Annotated in this window: 18 protein-coding genes and 3 pseudogenes; 9 read left to right on the top strand and 12 right to left on the bottom strand. The window is 74.5% G+C overall.

The features are described from left to right. The first annotated feature begins 121 nt into the window (after positions 1-121). Positions 122-2,776: a cellulose binding domain-containing protein gene (locus ACIOC0_RS36760; RefSeq protein ID WP_402160740.1), complete on the top strand. Its 2,655-nt coding sequence runs from the start codon at positions 122-124 to the stop codon at positions 2,774-2,776. 25 nt (positions 2,777-2,801) lie between these two features. On the opposite strand, the gene ACIOC0_RS36755 is transcribed toward ACIOC0_RS36760, so the two are convergent. Beyond that, on the bottom strand, positions 2,802-3,566 hold the full coding sequence (locus ACIOC0_RS36755; protein ID WP_402161138.1) for a class I SAM-dependent methyltransferase: 765 nt from the start codon (positions 3,564-3,566) through the stop codon (positions 2,802-2,804). A gap of 52 nt (positions 3,567-3,618) precedes the next feature. Then, positions 3,619-3,924 carry a 4a-hydroxytetrahydrobiopterin dehydratase gene (locus ACIOC0_RS36750; RefSeq protein WP_402160737.1) on the bottom strand — a complete coding sequence of 102 codons (306 nt, stop codon included), beginning with the start codon at positions 3,922-3,924 and terminating at the stop codon, positions 3,619-3,621. A gap of 156 nt (positions 3,925-4,080) precedes the next feature. Between ACIOC0_RS36750 and ACIOC0_RS36745 the strand changes: the two genes are divergently transcribed. Further along, complete coding sequence (locus tag ACIOC0_RS36745; protein ID WP_402160734.1) at positions 4,081-4,905, top strand: helix-turn-helix domain-containing protein; 825 nt, start codon at positions 4,081-4,083, stop codon at positions 4,903-4,905. A 7-nt stretch (positions 4,906-4,912) separates the two neighbouring features. On the opposite strand, the gene ACIOC0_RS36740 is transcribed toward ACIOC0_RS36745, so the two are convergent. Further along, a complete protein-coding gene (locus ACIOC0_RS36740; RefSeq protein WP_402160732.1) occupies positions 4,913-5,365 on the bottom strand; it encodes a hypothetical protein in 453 nt (150 codons plus the stop codon). Between the two features lie 246 nt (positions 5,366-5,611). Here ACIOC0_RS36740 and ACIOC0_RS36735 point away from each other — a divergent pair, with 246 nt between their 5' ends. Together ACIOC0_RS36735 and ACIOC0_RS36730 are read left to right on the top strand one after the other, a co-directional pair. After that, complete coding sequence (locus ACIOC0_RS36735; RefSeq protein WP_402160729.1) at positions 5,612-6,475, top strand: helix-turn-helix domain-containing protein; 864 nt, start codon at positions 5,612-5,614, stop codon at positions 6,473-6,475. A 90-nt stretch (positions 6,476-6,565) separates the two neighbouring features. Next, entirely contained in the window at positions 6,566-7,384 is an 819-nt protein-coding gene (locus tag ACIOC0_RS36730) for an SAM-dependent methyltransferase (RefSeq protein WP_402160727.1), read from the top strand. Between the two features lie 89 nt (positions 7,385-7,473). Here the strand turns inward: ACIOC0_RS36730 and ACIOC0_RS36725 are convergent, their stop codons facing one another. The 3 genes from ACIOC0_RS36725 to ACIOC0_RS36715 form a co-directional block, all read right to left on the bottom strand. After that, the gene (locus ACIOC0_RS36725) at positions 7,474-7,899 is read right to left on the bottom strand and encodes an OsmC family protein (RefSeq protein ID WP_351092921.1); all 426 of its coding nucleotides are present in this window, start codon (positions 7,897-7,899) and stop codon (positions 7,474-7,476) included. Between the two features lie 168 nt (positions 7,900-8,067). After that, complete coding sequence (locus ACIOC0_RS36720; protein WP_402160724.1) at positions 8,068-10,143, bottom strand: phage holin family protein; 2,076 nt, start codon at positions 10,141-10,143, stop codon at positions 8,068-8,070. A 108-nt stretch (positions 10,144-10,251) separates the two neighbouring features. Continuing rightward, positions 10,252-10,653, bottom strand: coding sequence for a hypothetical protein (locus ACIOC0_RS36715; RefSeq protein ID WP_402160722.1), 402 nt, complete (start codon positions 10,651-10,653; stop codon positions 10,252-10,254). Positions 10,654-10,738: 85 nt separating this feature from the next. Between ACIOC0_RS36715 and ACIOC0_RS36710 the strand changes: the two genes are divergently transcribed. Further along, on the top strand, positions 10,739-11,512 hold the full coding sequence (locus ACIOC0_RS36710) for an MBL fold metallo-hydrolase (RefSeq protein WP_402160719.1): 774 nt from the start codon (positions 10,739-10,741) through the stop codon (positions 11,510-11,512). A gap of 74 nt (positions 11,513-11,586) precedes the next feature. Next, positions 11,587-12,201, top strand: a complete 615-nt coding sequence (locus ACIOC0_RS36705) for a DedA family protein (protein WP_402161135.1) — start codon at positions 11,587-11,589, stop codon at positions 12,199-12,201. A gap of 271 nt (positions 12,202-12,472) precedes the next feature. On the opposite strand, the gene ACIOC0_RS36700 is transcribed toward ACIOC0_RS36705, so the two are convergent. The 4 genes from ACIOC0_RS36700 to ACIOC0_RS36685 all read right to left on the bottom strand — a co-directional run bounded on the left by ACIOC0_RS36700 (position 12,473) and on the right by ACIOC0_RS36685 (position 17,496). Next, on the bottom strand, positions 12,473-13,684 hold the full coding sequence (locus tag ACIOC0_RS36700) for an MBL fold metallo-hydrolase (RefSeq protein WP_402160716.1): 1,212 nt from the start codon (positions 13,682-13,684) through the stop codon (positions 12,473-12,475). Further along, on the bottom strand, positions 13,681-14,928 hold the full coding sequence (locus tag ACIOC0_RS36695) for an aminotransferase class I/II-fold pyridoxal phosphate-dependent enzyme (protein WP_402160714.1): 1,248 nt from the start codon (positions 14,926-14,928) through the stop codon (positions 13,681-13,683). The genes ACIOC0_RS36700 and ACIOC0_RS36695 overlap by 4 nt, the downstream gene beginning before the upstream one ends. 212 nt (positions 14,929-15,140) lie before the next feature. Then, a complete protein-coding gene (locus tag ACIOC0_RS36690) occupies positions 15,141-16,172 on the bottom strand; it encodes a hypothetical protein (protein ID WP_402160712.1) in 1,032 nt (343 codons plus the stop codon). Between the two features lie 505 nt (positions 16,173-16,677). Beyond that, positions 16,678-17,496 (bottom strand): RNA polymerase sigma factor SigF, encoded by an 819-nt coding sequence (locus tag ACIOC0_RS36685; RefSeq protein WP_402160710.1) that lies wholly within the window; start codon positions 17,494-17,496, stop codon positions 16,678-16,680. 262 nt (positions 17,497-17,758) lie between these two features. Here ACIOC0_RS36685 and ACIOC0_RS36680 point away from each other — a divergent pair, with 262 nt between their 5' ends. Beyond that, entirely contained in the window at positions 17,759-18,139 is a 381-nt protein-coding gene (locus ACIOC0_RS36680; RefSeq protein ID WP_402160707.1) for a DUF2795 domain-containing protein, read from the top strand. 107 nt (positions 18,140-18,246) lie between these two features. Next, positions 18,247-18,795 (top strand): type 1 glutamine amidotransferase domain-containing protein, encoded by a 549-nt coding sequence (locus tag ACIOC0_RS36675; protein ID WP_402160704.1) that lies wholly within the window; start codon positions 18,247-18,249, stop codon positions 18,793-18,795. Positions 18,796-19,010: 215 nt separating this feature from the next. Here the strand turns inward: ACIOC0_RS36675 and ACIOC0_RS36670 are convergent. Beyond that, a pseudogene (locus tag ACIOC0_RS36670) lies at positions 19,011-19,256 on the bottom strand (DUF6158 family protein); the annotation flags it as partial. A gap of 57 nt (positions 19,257-19,313) precedes the next feature. Here ACIOC0_RS36670 and ACIOC0_RS36665 point away from each other — a divergent pair. Beyond that, positions 19,314-19,906, top strand: a pseudogene (locus ACIOC0_RS36665) (Vms1/Ankzf1 family peptidyl-tRNA hydrolase); the annotation flags it as partial. Positions 19,907-20,118: 212 nt separating this feature from the next. Here the strand turns inward: ACIOC0_RS36665 and ACIOC0_RS36660 are convergent. Continuing rightward, positions 20,119-20,218 (bottom strand): annotated as a pseudogene (locus ACIOC0_RS36660) (IS481 family transposase); the annotation flags it as partial.

Below are 20,218 nucleotides of genomic sequence, written 5' to 3'. Positions count from 1 at the left end.
TACGCGGTCTCGTCACCGGACGACGAGGCCACCTGGCCGGGCGGCCCCCACCCGCACTGGGGGCCGTCCGGCCCTCGCACGTTCCCCTCCTCCACGAAGGCACCCAGGAAGGAACCCCACCGTGCGAAGAACCCGCGTCCTCACCGCCGTCCTCGCCCTCGCCGCCGGGCTGCTCGCGGGCACCCCGCCCGCACTGGCCTCGGGCGCCGAGAAGACGACGGTCGCCGCCGAGTCGTACACCTGGAAGAACGCCCGGATCGACGGCGGCGGCTTCGTGCCCGGCATCGTCTTCAACCGCAAGGAGAAGAACCTCGCCTACGCGCGCACCGACATCGGCGGGGCGTACCGCTGGCAGCAGAGCAGCAAGACGTGGACGCCGCTGCTGGACTCGGTCGGCTGGGCGAACTGGGGGCACACGGGCGTGGTCAGCCTGGCCTCCGACCCGGTCGACCCGAACCGCGTCTACGTCGCCGCCGGGACGTACACCAACAGCTGGGACCCGGGCAACGGGGCCGTGCTGCGCTCCGCCGACCGAGGTGCGAGCTGGCAGCGCGCCGACCTGCCGTTCAAGCTGGGCGGCAACATGCCCGGCCGGGGCATGGGCGAGCGGCTCGCGGTCGACCCGCACCGCAACAGCGTGCTCTACCTGGGCGCGCCCAGCGGGAAGGGACTGTGGCGGTCGACGGACTCGGGCGTCACCTGGTCGCAGGTGGCGAACTTCCCCAACGTCGGCAACTACGTGCAGGATCCGGGCGACACCAGCGGCTACGCCTCCGACAACCAGGGCATCGTCTGGGTCACCTTCGACGAGTCCACCGGCACGGCGGGCAGCGCGACGCGGACGATCTACGTCGGCGTGGCGGACAAGGACAACGCGGTGTACCGGTCGACGGACGCGGGCGCGACCTGGTCGCGGCTGGCGGGGCAGCCGACGGGACAGCTTGCGCACAAGGGCGTGCTGGACACCGTCAACGGCCAGTTGTACGTGGCCTACAGCGACAAGGGCGGCCCGTACGACGGCGGCAAGGGCCGGCTGTGGCGGTACACGACGGCGACCGGTGTGTGGACGGACATCAGCCCGGTGGCGGAGGCCGACACCTTCTACGGTTTCAGCGGACTGACGGTCGACCGGCAGCGGGCGGGCACGGTGATGGCGACCGCGTACAGCTCCTGGTGGCCGGACACGCAGATCTTCCGCTCGACGGACAGCGGCGCGACGTGGACGAAGGCGTGGGACTACACCTCGTATCCCGAGCGGGCGAACCGCTACACCATCGACGTCTCGTCCTCGCCGTGGCTGACCTGGGGCGCGAACCCGTCGCCGCCCGAACAGAGCCCGAAACTGGGATGGATGACGGAGGCGCTGGAGATCGACCCGTTCGACTCGGACCGGATGATGTACGGGACGGGCGCGACGATCTACGGCACGGAGAACCTGCGGAACTGGGACACCGGCGGGCAGTTCGCGGTCAGGCCGATGGTGCAGGGGCTGGAGGAGACGGCGGTCAACGACCTCGCCTCTCCCCCGTCCGGGGCGCCGCTGCTCAGCGCGCTCGGTGACGTCGGCGGATTCCGGCACACGGACCTGACGAAGGTCCCCTCGATGATGTTCACCTCGCCGAACTTCACCACGACGACGAGCCTGGACTACGCCGAGGCCGGACCGAACACGGTGGTGCGCGTCGGCAACCTCGACTCCGGTCCGCATGTCGCGTTCTCGACGGACAACGGGGCCAACTGGTTCGCGGGGAGCGACCCTTCGGGGGTGAGCGGCGGCGGGACGGTGGCCGCGGCCGCCGACGGCAGCCGCTTCGTGTGGAGTCCGGAGGGCGCGGGCGTGCAGCACACGACCGGCTTCGGCTCGTCCTGGACGGCGTCGGCCGGCATCCCGGCGGGCGCGGTCGTCGAGTCCGACCGGGTGGACCCGAAGGTCTTCTACGGCTTCAAGTCCGGCCGTTTCTACGTCAGTTCCGACGGCGGCGCCACGTTCACCGCTTCGGCGGCCACGGGGCTGCCGAGCGGCGACAGCGTGCGCTTCAAGGCGCTACCGGGCGCGAAGGGCGACGTGTGGCTGGCGGGCGGGGCGAGCGACGGCGCGTACGGCCTGTGGCACTCCGCGGACGGCGGCGCGAGCTTCGCCAAGCTGGCGAACGTCCAGGAGGCCGACACGGTCGGCTTCGGCAAGGCGGCCGCGGGCGCCTCCTACCAGACCCTCTACACCAGCGCGAAGATCGCCGGGGTGCGGGGCGTCTTCCGCTCCACGGACAAGGGCGCGACCTGGACGAGGATCAACGACGACGCCCACCAGTTCGGCTGGACGGGAGCCGCGATCACCGGCGACCCGCGGGTGTACGGCCGGGTCTACCTCGCCACCAACGGCCGGGGCGTGATCTACGGCGACACCTCGGACGCCGGCGGCGGGGGCGGCGGCACGGACCCGCCGCCGACCCCGGCCGGCGCCTGCGCGGTGACCTACACGATCACCAACCAGTGGTCGGGCGGCTTCCAGGCGGAGGTGAAGCTGACCAACACGGGTGCGAGCGCCTGGTCCGGCTGGAGCCTCGACTGGACGTTCCCCGACGGCCAGAAGGTCTCCCAGCTGTGGAACGCCCAGTACACGCAGTCGGGTTCGTCGGTGACGGCGAGGAACACCACCTGGAACGCCGTCGTGGCGGCAGGTTCGTCGGTGGGCTTCGGCTTCACGGGCAACTGGTCCGGCAGGAACGGCGAACCGACGGCGTTCCGGCTGGGCGGCCAGGAATGCACGGTGAGTTGAGCCGCTCACGGTCCTGAACCGTCGGTCAGCCGCCTGACGAGGAGGGCGCGGCCGGCTTCCGGAACGCCCTGAGCGTGAACTCGGGGTCGGGGCGTGGGCGGTCCTGGTCGGGCAGCCGCGCCAGCCTCCCGGCGAAGACCTCGGCGAGGGGTTCGCCGGGGGGCAGGGTCAGGAACCAGCCGCGTCGCAGGTCGGCGATCGTGCGGCGCGGACTGCGGCCCTGCCCCCGGCCCGGGAAGCGCGCCCGCCCGGCCGGGACGAGGCCGCAGGCGACGGCGTACGACTCGACGCGGGCCTCGTCGTCCCTGGCGTCGTGGGGCGGCCGGGAGGCGAGGACGGCGTCGATGTCGCTGCCGACGTTGTGCGCTGCGGCCTTGTCGACCGTCGTGACGTAGACGCCGCCGGGCCGCAGCACCCGCGCGCACTCGGTGACGATCGTCCGCGCGTCGGCGTCGCTCGGCGCGAGGTGAAGCAGCCACACACTGCTGACGGCGTCGAACTCGCCGTCGCGGAAGGGCAGTCGGCGGCTGTCGGCCCGCACGATCGCGCCGGGCAGCCGTGCCGCGGCCTGCCGGACCATCGCGGCCGAGAGGTCCACGCCGGTCACCCGCGGAGCGTCGCGCCCGGCGGCGAGCCTGCGGGTGACGATGCCGGTGCCGCAGGCGACGTCGAGCAGACTGGCCGTCCCGTCCGGCAGCAGGCCGAGGACGGCCCGTGCGGCGGCCGCCGCCCTGGGCTCACCGCCCCGCGCGGCGTCGTAGCGTTCGGCTTCCTCGTCGTAGTCCAGCACGCGCACCCCCCGTATCCCGTTGTCCCCGATCCCGCCCCGTCCGCCTCGTGCGTCAGCGCGCCCCGTGGCCCGGGGCGAGATCCTCGACCCTGCGGGCGAGCTCGAAGTCGAGCTCGGTGAGGGCGCCGCCCGCGCTGTGGGTGTTCACCGCGAGTGTCACCGAGTCGTAGCCGAGGGTGAGGTCGGAGTGGTGGTTCAGCTCCTCCTGCACCTGCGCGACATGGATGACCAGGGCGGTCGCGGCGAAGTGCGAGGCCAGCCGGTAGGAGCGGGTGAGGCGGCCCGCCTCGACGGACCAGCCCGGCAGCTCCGAGAGGCGGTCCTCGATCTCCTTCAGCGACAGCGGTTCGACGGCCATGGCCCGGCTCCCTTCCTGGATGTCGTGCGATGTCGCGGTGTCACGGTGTCGCGTACCCGTCCAGCCTCCCACAGCGCCGCCGTGACGGCCCCCGCCCGAAGCCTTACCGGGCCGGCGGGCTCGTGGCGCGCCGCTCCGTCGGCTACGGTCGGCGGCATGACCGTTGTCGCCTCCGAACCCGCCCAGGCCGTCGGCCCCCTGCTGCGGGCCTGGCGGGAGCGGCGGCGGGTGAGCCAACTGGAGCTGGCGCTGCGCGCGGACTCCTCGGCGCGGCACATCAGCTTCATCGAGACGGGCCGCTCCCGGCCCAGCGAGGAGATGGTGCTGCGACTCGCGGAGCACCTCGGTGTGCCCGTGCGGGAGCGCAACTCGCTTCTTCTCGCGGCGGGTTACGCCCCCCGGTACCGGGAGACCCCGTTGGACGACCCGGCGCTGGACGCCCTGCGCACCGGCATGGAGCGCCTGATCCGCGGCTACGAGCCCTACCCGGCGCTGGTCGTGGACGCGATGTACAACGTGCTGGCGGCGAACCGCGGGATCACCCTGCTGCTGGACGGCCTCCCCGAGTCGCAGCTCACTCCCCCGCTGAACGCGATGCGCCTGACCCTGCACCCGGAGGGCCTCGCGCCGCGCATCCGGAACCTGCCCGAGTGGCGCGGCCATCTGCTCGCCCAGATGGAGCGCGACATCGCCCTGCACCGGTCGGCGCCGCTGCGGGCGCTGTACGAGGAGGTGGCCGCGTATCCGGCGCCGAAGACCGGGCCCGGGGCGGAGGCCGGCTCGGGGGGTGAAGGCGACGATCCGGTGCCGTACTTCGCGCTGCCGTTGCTGATCGAGCACGAGGGCCGGACGCTGTCGTTCATCTCGTCGATCTCCACGTTCAACACGCCCATGGACGTGACCGTCGCCGAGCTGGCCATCGAGACGTTGCTCCCGGCCGACCCGGCGACGGTCAAGTACCTTCATTCGCTCGGAGCCTGATTGCCAGTCAGTTGTCGCGCGCCTTCAGTGCCGTCTGCTGGAGTGCCGCGAAGCCGGCCACGACGAGGGCCTGCGCCACGGTCCACGCCTCACCCACGAAGGTCGGTGAGAGCCACAGTGCGAGGGCACCGCAACTGAGCACCGCCCAGACCGCGTTGGCCTCGATCACCGCCCGCACGGGCAGCGCCGCGGGGCGGACGCGGGTGGCGAGCAGGCCCACGCCGGCCGCGTACGCCGTGAGGAACGCGCCGAGCCCGAGCAGTGTCGCGGAACCGACGCCGAGGAGCCGGCCGAGGGGCCCGGAGGCGGCGAGGTAGGCGAGGCCGTTGACACCGGTCACCACCGCGTCCAGGGCGAGGAAGCGGCGCAGCGCGGTGTGCGGCTCGGCGGTGCGGGCGAGTGCGAGGAGCGCGGTGCGCCGGGCGGGGCGGACGGGCGCGGTGGTCTGGGTGGCGGACATGGCGGATCACCCTCCGTCGAGGTCGGGATGCGGCTGAGGCTGCGGGTCCGGACCGGAGTGCGCCGGCCCGGACCCGCTGCCCTTACGATCCCGTGCGGGGGAAGCGGGGTCGATTACTCCCGGGGTAATGCCGTCCGGGCGATCACGGCGCACCCCGCCGGACGATCTTCTTGCCGTCTCCCCTGCGAGTGGGAACCGGAACATGACAGACTGTCCGCGTGTCTCGACGCGCAGGGGAGACGTGGCGTGAGTGAGCGACGGCCCGCGCCCACGGTGGGCCAGGTGGTACTGGGCAGGCGGCTCCAGGAGCTGCGCGAGGCGGCCGGGCTGAGCCGCGAGGAGGCGGCCCGCGCGCTGCGGGTCGCCCCGGCGACCGTGCGGCGCATGGAGACCGCCGAGGTCTCGCTGAAGATCCCGTACGTACAGGTGCTGCTGGAGGCCTACGGCGTGCCGGCGCAGGAGACCGACGCGTTCGTGGCGCTCGCCGAGGAGGCCAACCGGCCGGGCTGGTGGCAGCGGTTCCACGACGTGCTGCCCGAGTGGTTCAGCCTGTACGTGAGCCTGGAGGGCGCGGCCCGGCTGATCCGCTCCTACGAACCGCACTTCGCGCCGGGCCTGTTGCAGACCGAGGCGTACGCGCGTGCCGTGCTGGAGTCGGGGACGGTCGGGCGCAGGAGCCCGGAGGCGATCGAGCGGCACGTGTCGCTGCGGATGGCCCGGCAGCGGCTGCTGGAAGGCCCCGACGCACCCCATCTGTGGGCGGTGATGGACGAGACGGTGCTGCGCCGGCCGGTGGGCGCCGACCCGGCCGTCATGCGCGGACAGCTCGACAAGCTCCTGGAGTTCGCGGAACGGGACCGGATCACCTTGCAGGTGGCGGAGTTCGCGGACGGCCCGCACCCCGGGACGTCCGCGCCGTTCTCCCTCTTCCGGTTCGCCGAACCGGAGTTGCCCGACATGGTGGTCACCGAGTACGTCTCCGGCGCGCTGTACCTCGACTCCCGCAACGAGGTCTCCGCGCATCTGGAGGTCCTCGACCACATCACGACGCACGCCGCGTCGGCGGAGCGCACGAAGAAGCTTCTGCGGGACGCCCGCGGAAGCCTCTGATCCCGCTAAAGCCGCCCAGGGCCCGGCACGGGTCCCGCGGGCTCGCACGGCCCTGACCATCCGTACCGCACGCCCGAGGAGCGACCCCGTATGACCGGATCCGAGTCCGAGACCCCCCTGCGCATCGACACCAGCCGGCCGCACCCGGCCCGGGTGTACGACTGGTGGCTGGGCGGCAAGGACAACTACCCCGTGGACGAGGAGCTGGCGCGCAGGATCCTCGCCGTGGACCAAACGGTGCTGCGCGGGGCGCGCGCCAACCGCCGGTTCATGCAGCGGGCCGTGCGTGCCGTCGCCGAGGCCGGGATACGCCAGTTCCTGGACATCGGCACGGGCATCCCCACCGAGCCGAACCTGCACCAGGTCGCGCAGGGCGTCGCCCCGGAGGCGAAGGTCGTGTACGCGGACAACGACCCGATCGTGCTGCGGCACGCCGAGGCGCTGCTGCACGGCTCCCCCGAGGGCTCCACCCGGTATGTGCACGCCGACGTCCGCGACCTGGACGCCGTGCTGCACCGGGCCGCCGAGTCGCTGGACCTCGGCCGGCCGGTCGCGCTGTCGCTGGTGGCGCTCACCCATTACCTGGGCGAGGACCCCTCGGGCGACGACGTGTACGGGCTGCTGAAACGGTACGTCGCCGCGCTCGCGCCAGGGAGTTACCTGATCCTCTCCCAGGTCACGCCTGATCTGAACCCGGAGGCCATCGAGCAGGCGGCGAACCACTTCCGGCGCAGCGGCACCCCCTTCCACCCGCGTTCGCTCGCGGAGTTCTCCCGCTTCTTCGAGGGTCTGGAGCTGCTCGGCCCTGGAGTGATCCCGGTGTCGGGCTGGCGGCCCGAGCCGGAGGACGTGGCGCTCCAGGCGGAGGGCATCGTGCCGGTGTACGCGGGGGTCGCCCGCAAGCCCTGACCTCCGCGCAGCGGGCGCCCTCCCGCGTGCCGGACGCGAACCGGCCGGCCGTGCGGGGTGCGCGACGGCCGGCCGGGGCGGTCCGGGGCTCAGGCGAGCTTGGCGGACAGGGTGATCGTGGTGCCCGCGAGGGCCTGGCTGACCGGGCAGTTCTTCTTGGCGTCCTCGGCGGCGGCCACGAAGGCGTCCTCGTCGACGCCGGGCACCGTGCCCTCGACGGTCAGATGGATGCCGGTGATGCCCTCACCCGGCTGGAAGGTGACGTCGGCGGAGGTGACGAGCCTGGTGGGCGGGGTGCCCGCGCCGGCCAGGCCGTGCGACAGGGCCATGGAGAAGCAGGAGGAGTGGGCGGCGGCGATCAGCTCCTCGGGGCTGGTCTTGCCGTTCGCCTGCTCGGCGCGCGACGGCCACGACACCGGCTGCCGGCCGATGCCGGAGGAGTCGAAGGTGACGACGCCGTTGCCCTCGAGCAGGTTGCCTTCCCATTCGGTGTGTGCGGTGCGCGTGGTGGCCACGGTTGTTCCTTTCGCGTGGGGGTCCCGTCGGACGGGTTCACGGGTGACGGGTTTCCGTGTTCCCATCCGATCACACTCGCCGTCGTCGCACCCGGAAGACCGGCCCACGGGCCGTGAACGGCAGTCGGCGCCCCCGGGGGGGACGTCGGGGCATACACGCAAGACCTCTCAGGCGGCCCGTTCCTCGGGGGTCGGCTCCAGGGGCGTCTCGGGGGCGTTCCGCTCGCTCAGCCAGCGGCGCAGGACGCGGTGGACCTGTTCGGCGCCCACGAGGTCCTCGCCGTCCCCGACCGGGGCGGACAGGTCGAGCGGCGACAGCAGGAACGGCCTGGCCTGGGGGCCGCCGAGGCCGCCGTGCGAGCCGATCTGCTCCTCGAAGGCGAGCACCTCCCCGTCGGCGGGGTCGTGGAAGGAGTTGACCATGATGTCGGCGGTGTGCGGGAACGCGTGCGTGCGGCGCACCGCGTCGGCGGCGCGCGGCCCGAACCCGGCGAGCGGGCCGGGTTCCTCGTCGAGCCGGTCGAGGGGTATCTCCGCGCCGAACGCGCCGAGCACGACCGCGCCGTGCCGCTCGCTGCGCACGAGGAGGAAGCCGACGCCGGGGTGGTTGGCGAGCGTGGACAGCAGTGCGGGGTGGCGGGCGTCTATCTCCTCCTTGCTCATCCGGTGCGGCACGTCGGGGAAGGAGACCAGGCCCAGGTTGCCCGAGGCGAGGACGAGGGGCTCCGAGCCGGGGGCCGGACGGTGCCCGCCGTCGGTCTCCTCCTCCGGTCTGCGCAGCGCCGCCCGGACGGCCGCGCGCGCCTCGGCGCCACTGTGGGTGTGCCGCGCCCGGCGCGGGACGGGCAGACCGCAGCCGGCCCGCACCAGGTCGCCGAGGGTGAGGCCGTAGCGGGCGCGGAAGGTCTCCCCGGGGCTCTGCCCGTGGTCGGACAGGACGACGATCCGGTACGGGCGGGGCGCGTGCTCGGCGACTTTCGCGATGAGCGCGAGGGACCGGTCGAGGCGGGCGAGGACCTTCTGCGCGTCGCGGCTGCGCGGGCCGGAGTGGTGCGCGACCTCGTCGTAGGCGACCAGGTCGGCGTACACGGCGCCGCGGCCGGCGAGCAGGTCACCCATGACGGCGGCCACGACGACGTCGCGTTCGACGACGGTCGCGAAGGCGCGGATGAACGGGTAGAGGCCGCCGCGCCCCACGCGCGGGCGCTGTCTGCGCAGCCGGGCGCGGGTGGACTCGACGATCTCGCGGACGACCTCGGCGACGAACGACAGCGCGGTGCGCACCGCGTTGGCCGGGTCGGAGAAGTAGGCGAAGTAGCCGGCCCGGGAGCGGGTGGCCGCGTCGCGGCGGCCGACGGCTATGGACAGGACGAGGGCCTGCTCGTCGGCGCCGCCGCCGAAGAGGTTGCCGCGGCTCGCGCCGTCGCCGGCGAGCAGTCCGGCGTCACCGGTGCGCTCGACCGCGCGGCGCTGGAGTTCGGCGGCGCTGGTGGGCCGGTTGCAGACCATGACCTCGCCGCTGTCCTTCTCGTACCAGCGGAAGGCGGGCACGTCGTGGTTGCTGCCGTGCAGGATGCCCAGCTGGCTCGCACCGGTCTGGCTCGACCAGTCGGTGTGCCAGAGCGTCAGGCGGTGGGTGGCGGCGTGGCCCGGAGTGTGTCCCAGCCAGCGGGCCGTCGTGGGCATCACCCCGGTCGCGGCGGCCGCGAGCAGCACGTCGTGGCCCACGCCGTCGAGCTGGAGGAAGACGGTGCCGGGGGTGGTCCCGCAGGCCGGGCCGCCCCGGCGGCGGCGGACGGACAGCCGGTGCAGGCGGTGCCGGTAGGCGTCGTCGTCGCGTACGGCGAGCGCGCCGCCGGTGGCGGAGGCGACGGCGGACATCACGGCGGCGACGATCACCGCCGTCTCCGGTGCCGCCTCGCTCTGCCCGGAGGGGTTGAGCCGCAGCGCGAGCAGGAGCAGCGAGCCGTTGAGGAAGAACACCAGCAGGCCGAGGACGAGCGCCGGCACGAGCAGCAGCAGGCGCACCAGGACGGGCCAGACCAGCGCCGACAGCAAGCCGAAGACGCCCGCGCCGACGGCGGCCGTGACGGCGATCGTCGGGGAGTCGTCGCCGTCCGGCGACTGCAGCCGGAAGTCCGGCAGGATGCCCGCGAGCGCGAGCATGGTGACCGTGGAGACCGCCCACACCGCGACGCTCCGACCGGCCTGACTGACGGCCCGCCGCCAACGCACTCCCCGCACGCCCAGCCACCTCACGTTCCGGCCCCGCCACCCGGGGGACCGCCACCCACCTTGTCATACCGCGCGGGGGACGGTTCGGGGCCGGTTCCGGCGGCCGGGGGCGCCGCGTCAGCGGCCGTCGTAGCCCGCCGTCGGCATGGACAGCCGGCGGTGGACGCGGGCCTTCATCTGGGCGTCGTAGGCGGGTTCCGCGAGGCCGACCGTCTCCACGCGGACCCCGCGCCGCTCGCACTCCTCGGTGAACTCCTCGACGGAGGACAGGGCGCTCTCCAGCACCCGGCGGCTGGGCGCGACGAACACGTCGACGCCGGGCCGGACGCCCTCCCACAGCACGCAGTGATCGGGGCGCAGCGCGCGCACCAGCAGCTCCCGGCGGACGACGTACCCGTGTTCCTCGGCCCACCGCGCGCACATCGCGTGCTGGCCGCGGGAGTCCACCAGGAAGGGATCGGCGTCCAGTTCCTCGAGCGGCGTCAGACTCGCGATCGCCGTGACCCGCACCGGCCCCATGGCGTCCCCCCTCACCTCCGGGTTTCGCCGCCGACCCTACTCCTGCCCGTAGGCTTCGGGGGAGTCGCACGAAGGAGGCAAAGAGGTGCCGGTGGAGATCACCTGGTGGGGTCACGCCACCTGCACGGTCGAGGATTCGGACGTCCGCGTGCTCACCGATCCCCTGTTCGCCCGCCGGCTCGCCCACCTGCGCCGCCGCCGCGGCGCCGTGCCCCCGCCGGAGGCGTGGCGCGCGGACGTGGCGGTCGTGTCGCACCTGCACGCCGACCATCTGCACGTGCCCTCCCTGGCCCGCCTCGCGCCGGGCACGCGCCTGCTCGTGCCCCGGGGTGCGCCGCGCGCCGTGCCGGGGCTGCGCCGCCTGACGCATCTGCGGGTGACCGAGATGGCGCCGGGCGACGAGACGGACGCCGGGCCGGTGCGGATACGCGCCGTCCCCGCGGAGCACGACGGCCGGCGGCTGCCGGTCGGACCTCGCCGCTCCCCCGCGCTCGGATACGTCGTGGAGGGCGAGGCCAGGACGTACTTCGCCGGGGACACGGGCCTGTTCGAGGGGATGGCCGAGGAGGTCGGGCCGGTCGACGTGGCGCTGCTGCCGGTGGGCGGCTGGGGCCCGTATCTCGGCGAGGGGCATCTCGACGCGGGGCGCGCGGCGGAGGCGCTGGCGCGGCTCGCGCCCCGCAGCGCCGTGCCGGTGCACTACGGCACGTACTGGCCGATCGGGATGGACGCCGTGCGCCCCCATGAATTCCATGCGCCGGGCGAGGAGTTCGTGCGCCGGGCCGCGCAACGCGCGCCGGCGGTCGCGGTGCACCGGCTCGCGCACGGGGAGAGCGTGCGCCCGGTGGTCACGCCGTGACGCCGCCCGCCGCCCTGACGGCGCTGGCCGCGTGGACGTCGGCCGCCCTCAGACCCGAGGCCGATCCGACGCCGCTGGCCGTCGTCGCGCTCCTGCCGACGGAGTCCACGCAGCAGGCGATCGGCTATCCGACGCTGTTCCTGCTGGTGCTGGCCGGCGCGCTGGTGCCGGTGGTGCCGACGGGCGCGCTGGTGAGCGGGGCGGCCGTGGTCGCCTTCCACCAGACGGCGCCCTTCTCGCTGCTGCTGGTGTTCGTGACGGCGTCCCTGGCCGCGTTCCTCGGGGACGCGGCGCTGTACTGGCTGGGCCGGCGCGGACTGGGCTCGAAGAACGGCTCGCGCTGGCTGGAGGCGATCCGCAACCGCGCGCCGGAGGAGCGGCTCGCCCAGGCGCAGGCCAAGCTCGCCGACCACGACGTGGCCGTCCTGGTGCTGTCCCGGCTGGTGCCTGCGGGCCGGATCCCGGTGATGCTCGCCTGCCTGCTGGCGAAGTGGCCGCTGCGCCGATTCGCCCGGGGCAACCTGCCTGCTTGTCTGGCCTGGGCGCTCACCTACCAGCTGATCGGCATCCTCGGCGGCTCGCTGTTCCCGGAACCCTGGCAGGGCGTGCTGGCCGCGATCGCGCTGACGGTCGTGATCGGCGCGGCCCCCGGCGTGTGGCGCCGCCTGCGGCACACGGACCCGGCGTAGTCCTCCGGCCGCAGCGCCGGCTCAGGGCAACAGCTCCTTCCTGAGCACGAGTTCACCCAGTTGTTTGCGGTTCAGCGGGAGTTTCGTCGAACGCGCCGTGGCCCGCTGCGGCACGGCGCCGAGCCTCTGCGTTCGACGAGGGCGCGCAAGGCCGCTTCCGCCCCCGGGTCATCCGTCCCCCTCATCCGGCCCTCACGTGCTGACGGCCCTCCCACCCGGTCAGTGCGGTGGGAGGGCCGTCAGGACGCGGGCCACGCCGACGAATTCTCGCTCAGGTCGCAGCGGGGCCCGGGCGGTCGAGCACCCGGGAGCCTCCCACCGGGAGGTCCCACAGGTCGGCGCGGGGGCGGCCCGCCTGCTGCCAGGCGGCGCGGACCCGGGTGAGGGGTTCGAGGACCGGTTCGGCGGAGAGGACGAACGTGCCCCAGTGCATCGGGGCCATCCGGCGCGCCCCCAGGTCCTGGACGGCCCGCACCGCCTCCTCCGGGTCGCAGTGGACGTCGCTCAGCCACCAGCGGGGATCGTAGGCGCCGATGGGCAGGAGGGCGAGATCGATGCCCGGGTAACGCTGTCCGATGCGGGAGAACCAGTGGCCGTAACCGGTGTCGCCGGCGAAGTAGAGGCGCTGCCCGTCGCGGTCGGTGAGCACCCAACCGCCCCACAGGGAACGGCAGGTGTCGGTGAGGCTGCGCTTGGACCAGTGGTGGGCGGGAACGAAGTCGAAGCGGACGCCGGACAGTTCGGCCGCCTCCCACCAGTCCAGCTCGGTGACGCGGGTGAACCGGCGGCGCAGGAACCAGCGGCCGAGCCCGGCCGGCACGAACACCGGTGTGTCGCGCGGGAGTCGGCGCAGGGTGGGCGCGTCCAGATGGTCGTAGTGGTTGTGGCTGACGACGACCGCGTCGACGGGCGGCAGCGCCTCCCACGGGACGCCGACGGGTGTGACGCGGGCCGGGGTGCCGAGGATGCGGCGGGACCAGACCGGGTCGGTCAGCACGGTCAGCCCGCCGATCCGCACCACCCAACTGGCGTGCCCCGCCCAGGAGACGGCGACGGTACGGGCGTCCACGGCGGGCAACGGTCCGGGCTCGAACGGCAGTCGGGGGATGTCGGCGAGGCCCTCCCGGCCGGGGCGTACGGAGCCTTCGCGGGCGAAGCGGGCCATGGCCTTGAGGCCGGGCAGCGGGGCGGTGAGCCGGTCGTGGAAGGAGCGCGGCCACACCCGCCGCTCCCCCAGCGGCCGGGGCTCGGCGAGCGGCGGCGCGGAGGGCGCCGGGGGCACGGGCGCCGCCGTCGACGAGGGCCCTGCGGGCACGAGGGGCGCCGAGGACGCCTGCGGGACGGCGGGCGGAGCGGGCAGGGGGCTCGCGGGGGACGCAGGGGCCGGGGGGTCGGCCTTCCGGGGGCCGCCGGGGGCGGTGGTGACGGTCGTGCCGGTGAAGGCGGTCGCACGGGTGGTGGTCGACTCGGACTGCTGCGTCATCGAGGAGGCTCCCATCGCTGAGCGTCGCCGCCGAGATCGTCGAAGACCGACCTCAGGAGGGTCAACGCGCGGTGCACGTGTGGCAGTTCCAACGGGGTGGGTGAGGTGAGGCTTTCGGTGCGCTGGGCGTCCGTGCCGCCCAGCAGCGCGCCGGTGGACAGGCGGACGCGCAGTGCGGCGAGGTCGTCGCCGAAGCGGTGGCCACCCGGCGCGGGCATGCCGAGCCGGGCGGTGAGATGGTCCTCCAGGTCCTGTGCGTCGTCGACGTCCCGCGCGGCGAGCGCGTCACGCAACGGGCCGAGGTCGACGTAGAGGTGACGGCCGGCCTGCGGCGGCGGGGCGAGCGCCCCGGCGGACACGACGGCGTCGTGCGCGGCGGCCGCCAGGCGTGCGTGCAGCCGTACGGCGTCCCGCACGCGCGTGCGGACCGGCTCGGGCTCGGTCAGGGCATGGGCGGCGGCCGCGGCGACCGGGGCGGCGACACGGGCGTCGAGAGCGGTGAGGACGTCGAGCACACGCGCGTGCAGGTCGTCCCCCGCCGCCCCGGGTGGCAGCCGGGCCACGGCGGCGGGCCAGCCCGGCGGCAGCAGCGCGCCGGCGAGGTCGCTGACGACGGTGACCCGGTCCGGCAGCATCTCGGCGGGGCTGACCAGCACGGTGGCGTGCGGGTCGTGGAGCGTGTCGCGCCAGGTCTCGTCGCTGACGAGGTGCAGTCCCTCGTCGGCGGCGGCCTCCACGGCCTCGTGCAGCACCTCGGGCGGGGCGACGGTGGCGGTGGGGTCGTCGGCGACGGACAGCACCAGCAGCCGGGGGTCGCCGCCCTCGGCGCGCACCCGCCGCACGGTCTCCAGGAGCGCGAACGGGTCCGGGACGCCACCGCACTCGGCGGGCGTCGCCACATGGAAGACGGGTCTGCCCAGCAGTCGCGCATACGGCGCCCACCAGGCCGCGCAGGGTCTCGGCACGAGGACGTCCCCGCCGACGGCGGCGGTCAGCGCGAGCAGCAGCGCCGGGGCGCCGGGGCCGGCCACGATCCGCTCGGGTCCAGCGGGGGTTCCGCGCCGCTCCCAGTAGCCGCGGGCCGCGTCCAGGAGGGCGGGGCCGCCGCCGACGGGTTCGCCGTCGCCGTGGGAGGCGGCGGAGGCGAGGGCCTCGGCGAGGCCGGGAGGCACGGGCAGACCGTCACCGGGGAGCGGGGGGCCGTAGCGGACGGGCCCGTGGCCTTCCGGTTCCGTCCGCCGCATGAGGTCCTCCGCGCAGTCCGTCCCTGGTGCCGAGTGCCGTCGCCGGCCGGTCGCCACACGTCCGCCGGCCGGGGCCGCTGTCCGCCCGTGCGCCGGATGGTGCGTGACATCTCGTACGGGGCCGGGTGTGCCCTCGGGCACCGAGTACCCCGTGTGCCGCCTTCCCATGGCCGCCTCGCCGGTGTTGCGCCGGTCACGGCGCGGGGGCGGCGTCAGAGGCGTCCCGCGGCGTCCCGGCGGCGCAACCGGTGGACGGCGGCGCCGAACGCGCCGGCGATGAGGAGGGCGCCGGCCGCCAGTGCCGGCACGGAGTCGGTGAAAGCGCCGCCCGCCCCGGCCCGCACCCCGTGCTGGACGGCCGCGCCGGCGCAGGCGTCGTCACGCGGGTCGGCTCCGCGGGTGTGGTCGGGGCAGGGTGCGGGCCGGGGGGTCCCGCAGGGCCGGCCGCGCTCGGCGTCGCCTTCCTCGCCTTGACCGTCGGGGCAGGGTTCGCGGCCGGCGCAGGGTTCGTCGGAATTGAGGGAATCGGGGGCCTCGGGATCCTTGGCGTCCTGCGGGCTTTGCGCACAAGTCTCGCGCGCTCCGCAGGCCTCGGGGTGGTCGTCCTCGCAGGGCGCGGACGGCGGTGTGCAGGCCTTGCCCTCGCAGGGCGCGGACGGTGGCGCGCAGGCCTTGCCCTCGGGACAGGTGGGCGCCCCGGCGTCGCTCCCGCCCTCGGTGATGTCGAAGCCGGCGCTCCACGGCGCGCCGCGCCCGCCCGGCGGGGCGGGGCAGACCCCGTCGACTTTCCAGGCGGAGCCCGCAGGTGGCGACGCGGCGCCGTCGGACGCGTCGGCAGGGGGCGACGCGGCACCGTCGGACGCGTCGGCAGGGGGCGACGCGTCGCCGTCGGGCGCGTCGGCAGGCGGATCGCCGGCCCCGTCCGCGTCCACCGGCACGGTCAGGGCCGTGGCGGGGGCGATGCGGGCGGTGCCCTTGTAGGCGGGGCCGGTCAGCTCGTCGCCGCCCGGCACGAGGGTGAGCGTGACGGTCCCGTCGGCGAAGGCCCGGGAGGTGGCGTCCACGGTTTCGGGCGCGGGACCGCCGAGGGGGTCGCACGTCACCGAGACGGTGACGCTGCCGCCCGGGGGGACGGCGGCCGGGCCGATCTCCGCCGCCGGCTCCGCGGACGCGTCCGGGACGGCGCCGGCCAGTACGGCGGCGCCCAGGGCGGCGACGGACAGGACACGGGCGGTGCGGCGCATGGAACGGCTCCTTCGGCCGACGACTGCGGGGCACGACGTCCATGCCCCACACCCATCACAGCCCGCCCCCGGCCCGACCCGCGCGCGACCACCCGCCATTAGCGGGACCCACCCCCACCAACCGGGTGACTCCCCCGGCGAGTCGCCCCGCCGCCGAGACCGGCGATGCCGAGCCCCGCCCAGTGGCAGGGGCGGGCGGGCTCCCGTGACGGAGCCGCGCCCGGCTCCCGCGAAGCAGCGTCGGCTCCCGTCCCTCAGTGCCCAGACCGTTGCCTCGTCCGGCGGCACGGCTGCGTCGGGCAGTGGCGGCTCCCGGGAGACGGGTCCGCGCCGCGCACGGCGGCGACGGGAAAGGCGGTGACGGCTCCCGCGAGGCGCTGGCGGCGGCGCCGGCGATGCCGACGCTCCGCGCGGCGACGCCCACCCCCGTCCCGTGGTCCATGTCTCGCCCCGCCCGCGCCGGCTCCCGGCGAGGGGCACGCGGCACCCCGGGTCTCGGCTCCCTTTACGCCGTTTCCTTCAGGGCCTGTTCGCGGAGGCGTTCGCAGCAGCGGTTGATCAGGCGGGAGACGTGCATCTGGGAGATGCCGAGCTGCTCGGCGATCCGGCTCTGCGTCATGTCCTGGAAGAAGCGCATGTAGAGGATCGTCCGCTCCCGTTCGGGCAGTGCGGCGAGCCCGGCCTTCACCGACTCCCGGTCGACGACCGTGTCCAGCGCGGGGTCGGCCGAGCCCAGGGCGTCGCCGAGGGAGTAGTCGTTCTCGCTGCCCGCCGTCTGCGCGTCGAGCGACAGCGCGCTGAAGCTGTCCAGCGCCAGCAGCCCCTCGCGCACCTCCTCCTCGCTCAGCCCGGTGTGCCGGGCGATGTCGGCGACGGCGGGGTGGTGGGCGGAGCCGGCCTGGGACAGCTCCCGGCAGGCGACCCGCACCCGGTTGCGCAGCTCCTGCACCCGGCGCGGCACGTGCAGGGTCCACATGTGGTCACGGAAGTGCCGCTTGATCTCGCCGGTGATGGTGGGCACGGCGTAGCTCTCGAACGCCTTGCCGAGCCAGGGGTCGTAACGGTCGACGGCCTTGACCAGGCCGAGGGCGGCCACCTGGCGGAGGTCGTCGGTGTTCTCGCCGCGGTCGCGGAAGCGGCCGGCGAGGCGGTCGGCCATGGGCAGCCAGGCCTCGACGATCCGGGCGCGGAGCGCGTCGCGCTCGGGGCCGGGCGCCAGGGCGGCGAGGCTGCGGAAGTCGTCGGCGGTGTCGGGGGCGTCATGGTGCGGGTGGCGCTTCGCGCTCGCCCGGTCGTGCACGGGGTTGGGCACGGATGTACGCATGAACGTGGCAACTCCCTTGGAGTGCTTGGGTTGGCCGGTCACCGTGGAGGTGCGACGCGGCGCGCCGGAGGGGCCCGCCGGGGTCGCGAACTGCGGTGTCCCACGGACGTGCCTCCGGTCCGAAGCACTGATTCCGCGCCTGCCCCGGACCTGGACCCGCAAACACCCCGCCCGATCCGGCGCACATCCGCTCCAAGTACCCCGTGTCGGCGTCCGCGCCTCGGGTACGCGGTGGGCCGACCCCGAAGATCTGGAGGGAGACATGCAGCGAGGCAGCGACCGGCTGAGTGTCCACCGGGACGACGAGATGAAGCACGAACTGCAGGGTCTGCTGAGGTCCGGGCATCCCACCCGGTCCGAGGAGTGGCACGACCCCGAGCCGTCCGCCGACGACGACCCCGAGGTGTGGGGCGGTCCGGTGGTGCCGGGCACGTCCCGGGCGTCGCTGGCGACCGTACGGCTGGAGCTGGCCCGCATTCTGGGCCGGGGCTCCTTCCCCGCGGGGCCGGAGGACCTGACGCGAGCCCTGCGCCGCAAGAACGCCCCGGACGGCCTCGTGGAGGCGGTGGGGCGGCTGCCGCGCGAGGAGCGTTACGCCACGGTGCAGGAACTGGCCGAGGCCCTGGTCGGAAGCGAGCGGTGAGCGGGGCGGGGCCTCGCCGATGTGCCCGCAGTGGTGAGAGGAACGAGCAGCGGCGGGCCGGGGCCCAGGAGGCCGGCCGGCCCGCCGCGGAAGGACGGTGAACGAACATGCGTATCGCGTTTCTGACGGCTCCTGAGGGCGTCGAGCAGGTGGAGCTGACCGATCCGTGGCAGGCGGCGCTGGAGGCGGGTCACGAGCCCGTGCTGGTGTCGACCGACTCCGGTGAGGTCCAGGGCTTCAACCACCTCGACAAGGCGGACACGTTCCGTGTCGACGAGGTCGTCGGGGAGACGTCAGCGGACTCCTTCGGCGGGCTGGTGCTGCCGGGCGGGGTCGCCAACCCCGACTTCCTGCGCACCGACGACAAGGCCGTGGCGTTCGTCAAGGACTTCTTCGAGCAGGGCCGTCCGGTGGCCGCGATCTGCCACGCCCCGTGGACGCTGGTCGAAGCGGACGTCGTACGGGGCCGGACGCTGACCTCGTGGCCGAGCCTCAGGACGGACATCCGCAACGCGGGCGGCACCTGGGTCGACGAGCAGGTGAAGATCTGCGACCACGGGCCGAACAAGCTGGTCACCAGCCGCAAGCCGGACGACCTGAAGGCGTTCTGCAAGGCGTTCCTGGACGTCTTCGCCAAGGAGACCGGGGCGGCGTGAGGCCCCGGCGGCGGCCGGGCCGGCCTGGGAAGGGTCACCTCGGCCGCCCCGGGCGATGTCCGGTCGCCCTCGCGGCCCCGGTGGGTTCACTCCCCGCCGGGGCCCTCCTTCGTCCCGCGGCCCGGTCTGGCCGTACCGCCGGCCGAGCCCGGGCCCCACTTGCCGACCGGGGTGTCCGCGCGGCCTGCTCTGCCGCCGCTCTCCGTCGCCGTGTCGCGTTCGCGGGCGCCCTCCCGGGTGCGGCTGTGGGCGACGAAGCGGTCCGGGTTGCGGCGCAGGTACTCGCCCTCCAGCTTCGCCATGCGGTCGTTGTGGGCGCGCAGCGCGTCGTTCGAGCCGTGCAGGAGGGTGTCGTGGCGCGTGCGGTGGATCGTCTCCAGCTCTTTCATCAGCTGCTGGTCGTCCAGCCGATCCGGGTCGACTCCGGTCATCGTGGTGCCCCGCTCGTTGTGTTCGTCCATGTCGTCCGGGTACCCGCCCGGTGCGAAACGACCCCCGAGCGCCATCCGGGAGGGAGCATGCATCTCGCCTTTCTGCATCCACTGTACGAACATTCCGGCCCCTGGGCCTCCGTCTGCGTCGACACCTCACGGCACACCGAGAGCACCCCGCACGAGCGGCGTCTGACGGCCGCCGCGATGGCGCGGCAGCCGTCCGAGCAGGGCGCGGACGAAGCCACCTGCCGGACGGTGGAGACTGCGATCGACGAGTTGCGCCGCTCCGGGGAACCGCACGGGCGGGCCCTGTTCGCCCGCGCCGGCGAGGTCGTCCTCGATCCGCCGTCGGCGCGTCCCGCGCAGGACGACCACGCGAGTGGGCGCCGCTGCCGCGGGTGACACCGCTGCTGGAGCCGGCCGGCCAGGACCCCGTGTGCCTGGTGCCTCACGTGGACCGCCGGGGCGCGGGCCCCGAGCTGCGCAGCGGACTGGGCCGGCAGGAGGCCGGCACGGTCACCGGCCGGCAGTACCCGATCCACCGCACGTCGTCCGCCGACTGGTCGGAACGGCACTTCCAGCTGAAGGTGGAGAACACCTGGGAGCACAACGCCGGGGAGATCGCCGACCACGTCTCCGCCTGCCAGGAGGAGACCGGCGCCGACCTGATCGTCCTGCCGCTCGGCCGTCACCACGGACGCGCCGGTCCTGGTGCTCCCGCCGGAGTCCGAGGAGACCCCGGTGGGCGGCCTGGGCGCCCTGCTCCGCTGGAAGTGACCCCGCGCAGAGCGGACCCCCATCCCGGCCAGGGCGTGTTTCCGCCCTAGGGCCTGTCTGACGAACCCCCGCCTGCTCTGCGGGCGGACGGCGGGGATTTGTCAGGCAGGCCCTAGCTGTATTGACCCGCAGCGTTGTTCACACGGCTGATGGGTGGCTGGCCTCCGAGTGCGGTGTGGCAGCGATGGTAGTTGTAGCCGTGGAGGAAGTCG

This window comes from Streptomyces sp. NPDC088254 (genome assembly GCF_044740925.1).
In the GTDB taxonomy this organism is placed as follows: domain Bacteria; phylum Actinomycetota; class Actinomycetes; order Streptomycetales; family Streptomycetaceae; genus Streptomyces.
The sequence above is the reverse complement of the archived record's forward strand: the minus strand, read 5'-3'. Positions and strand labels throughout refer to the sequence as shown.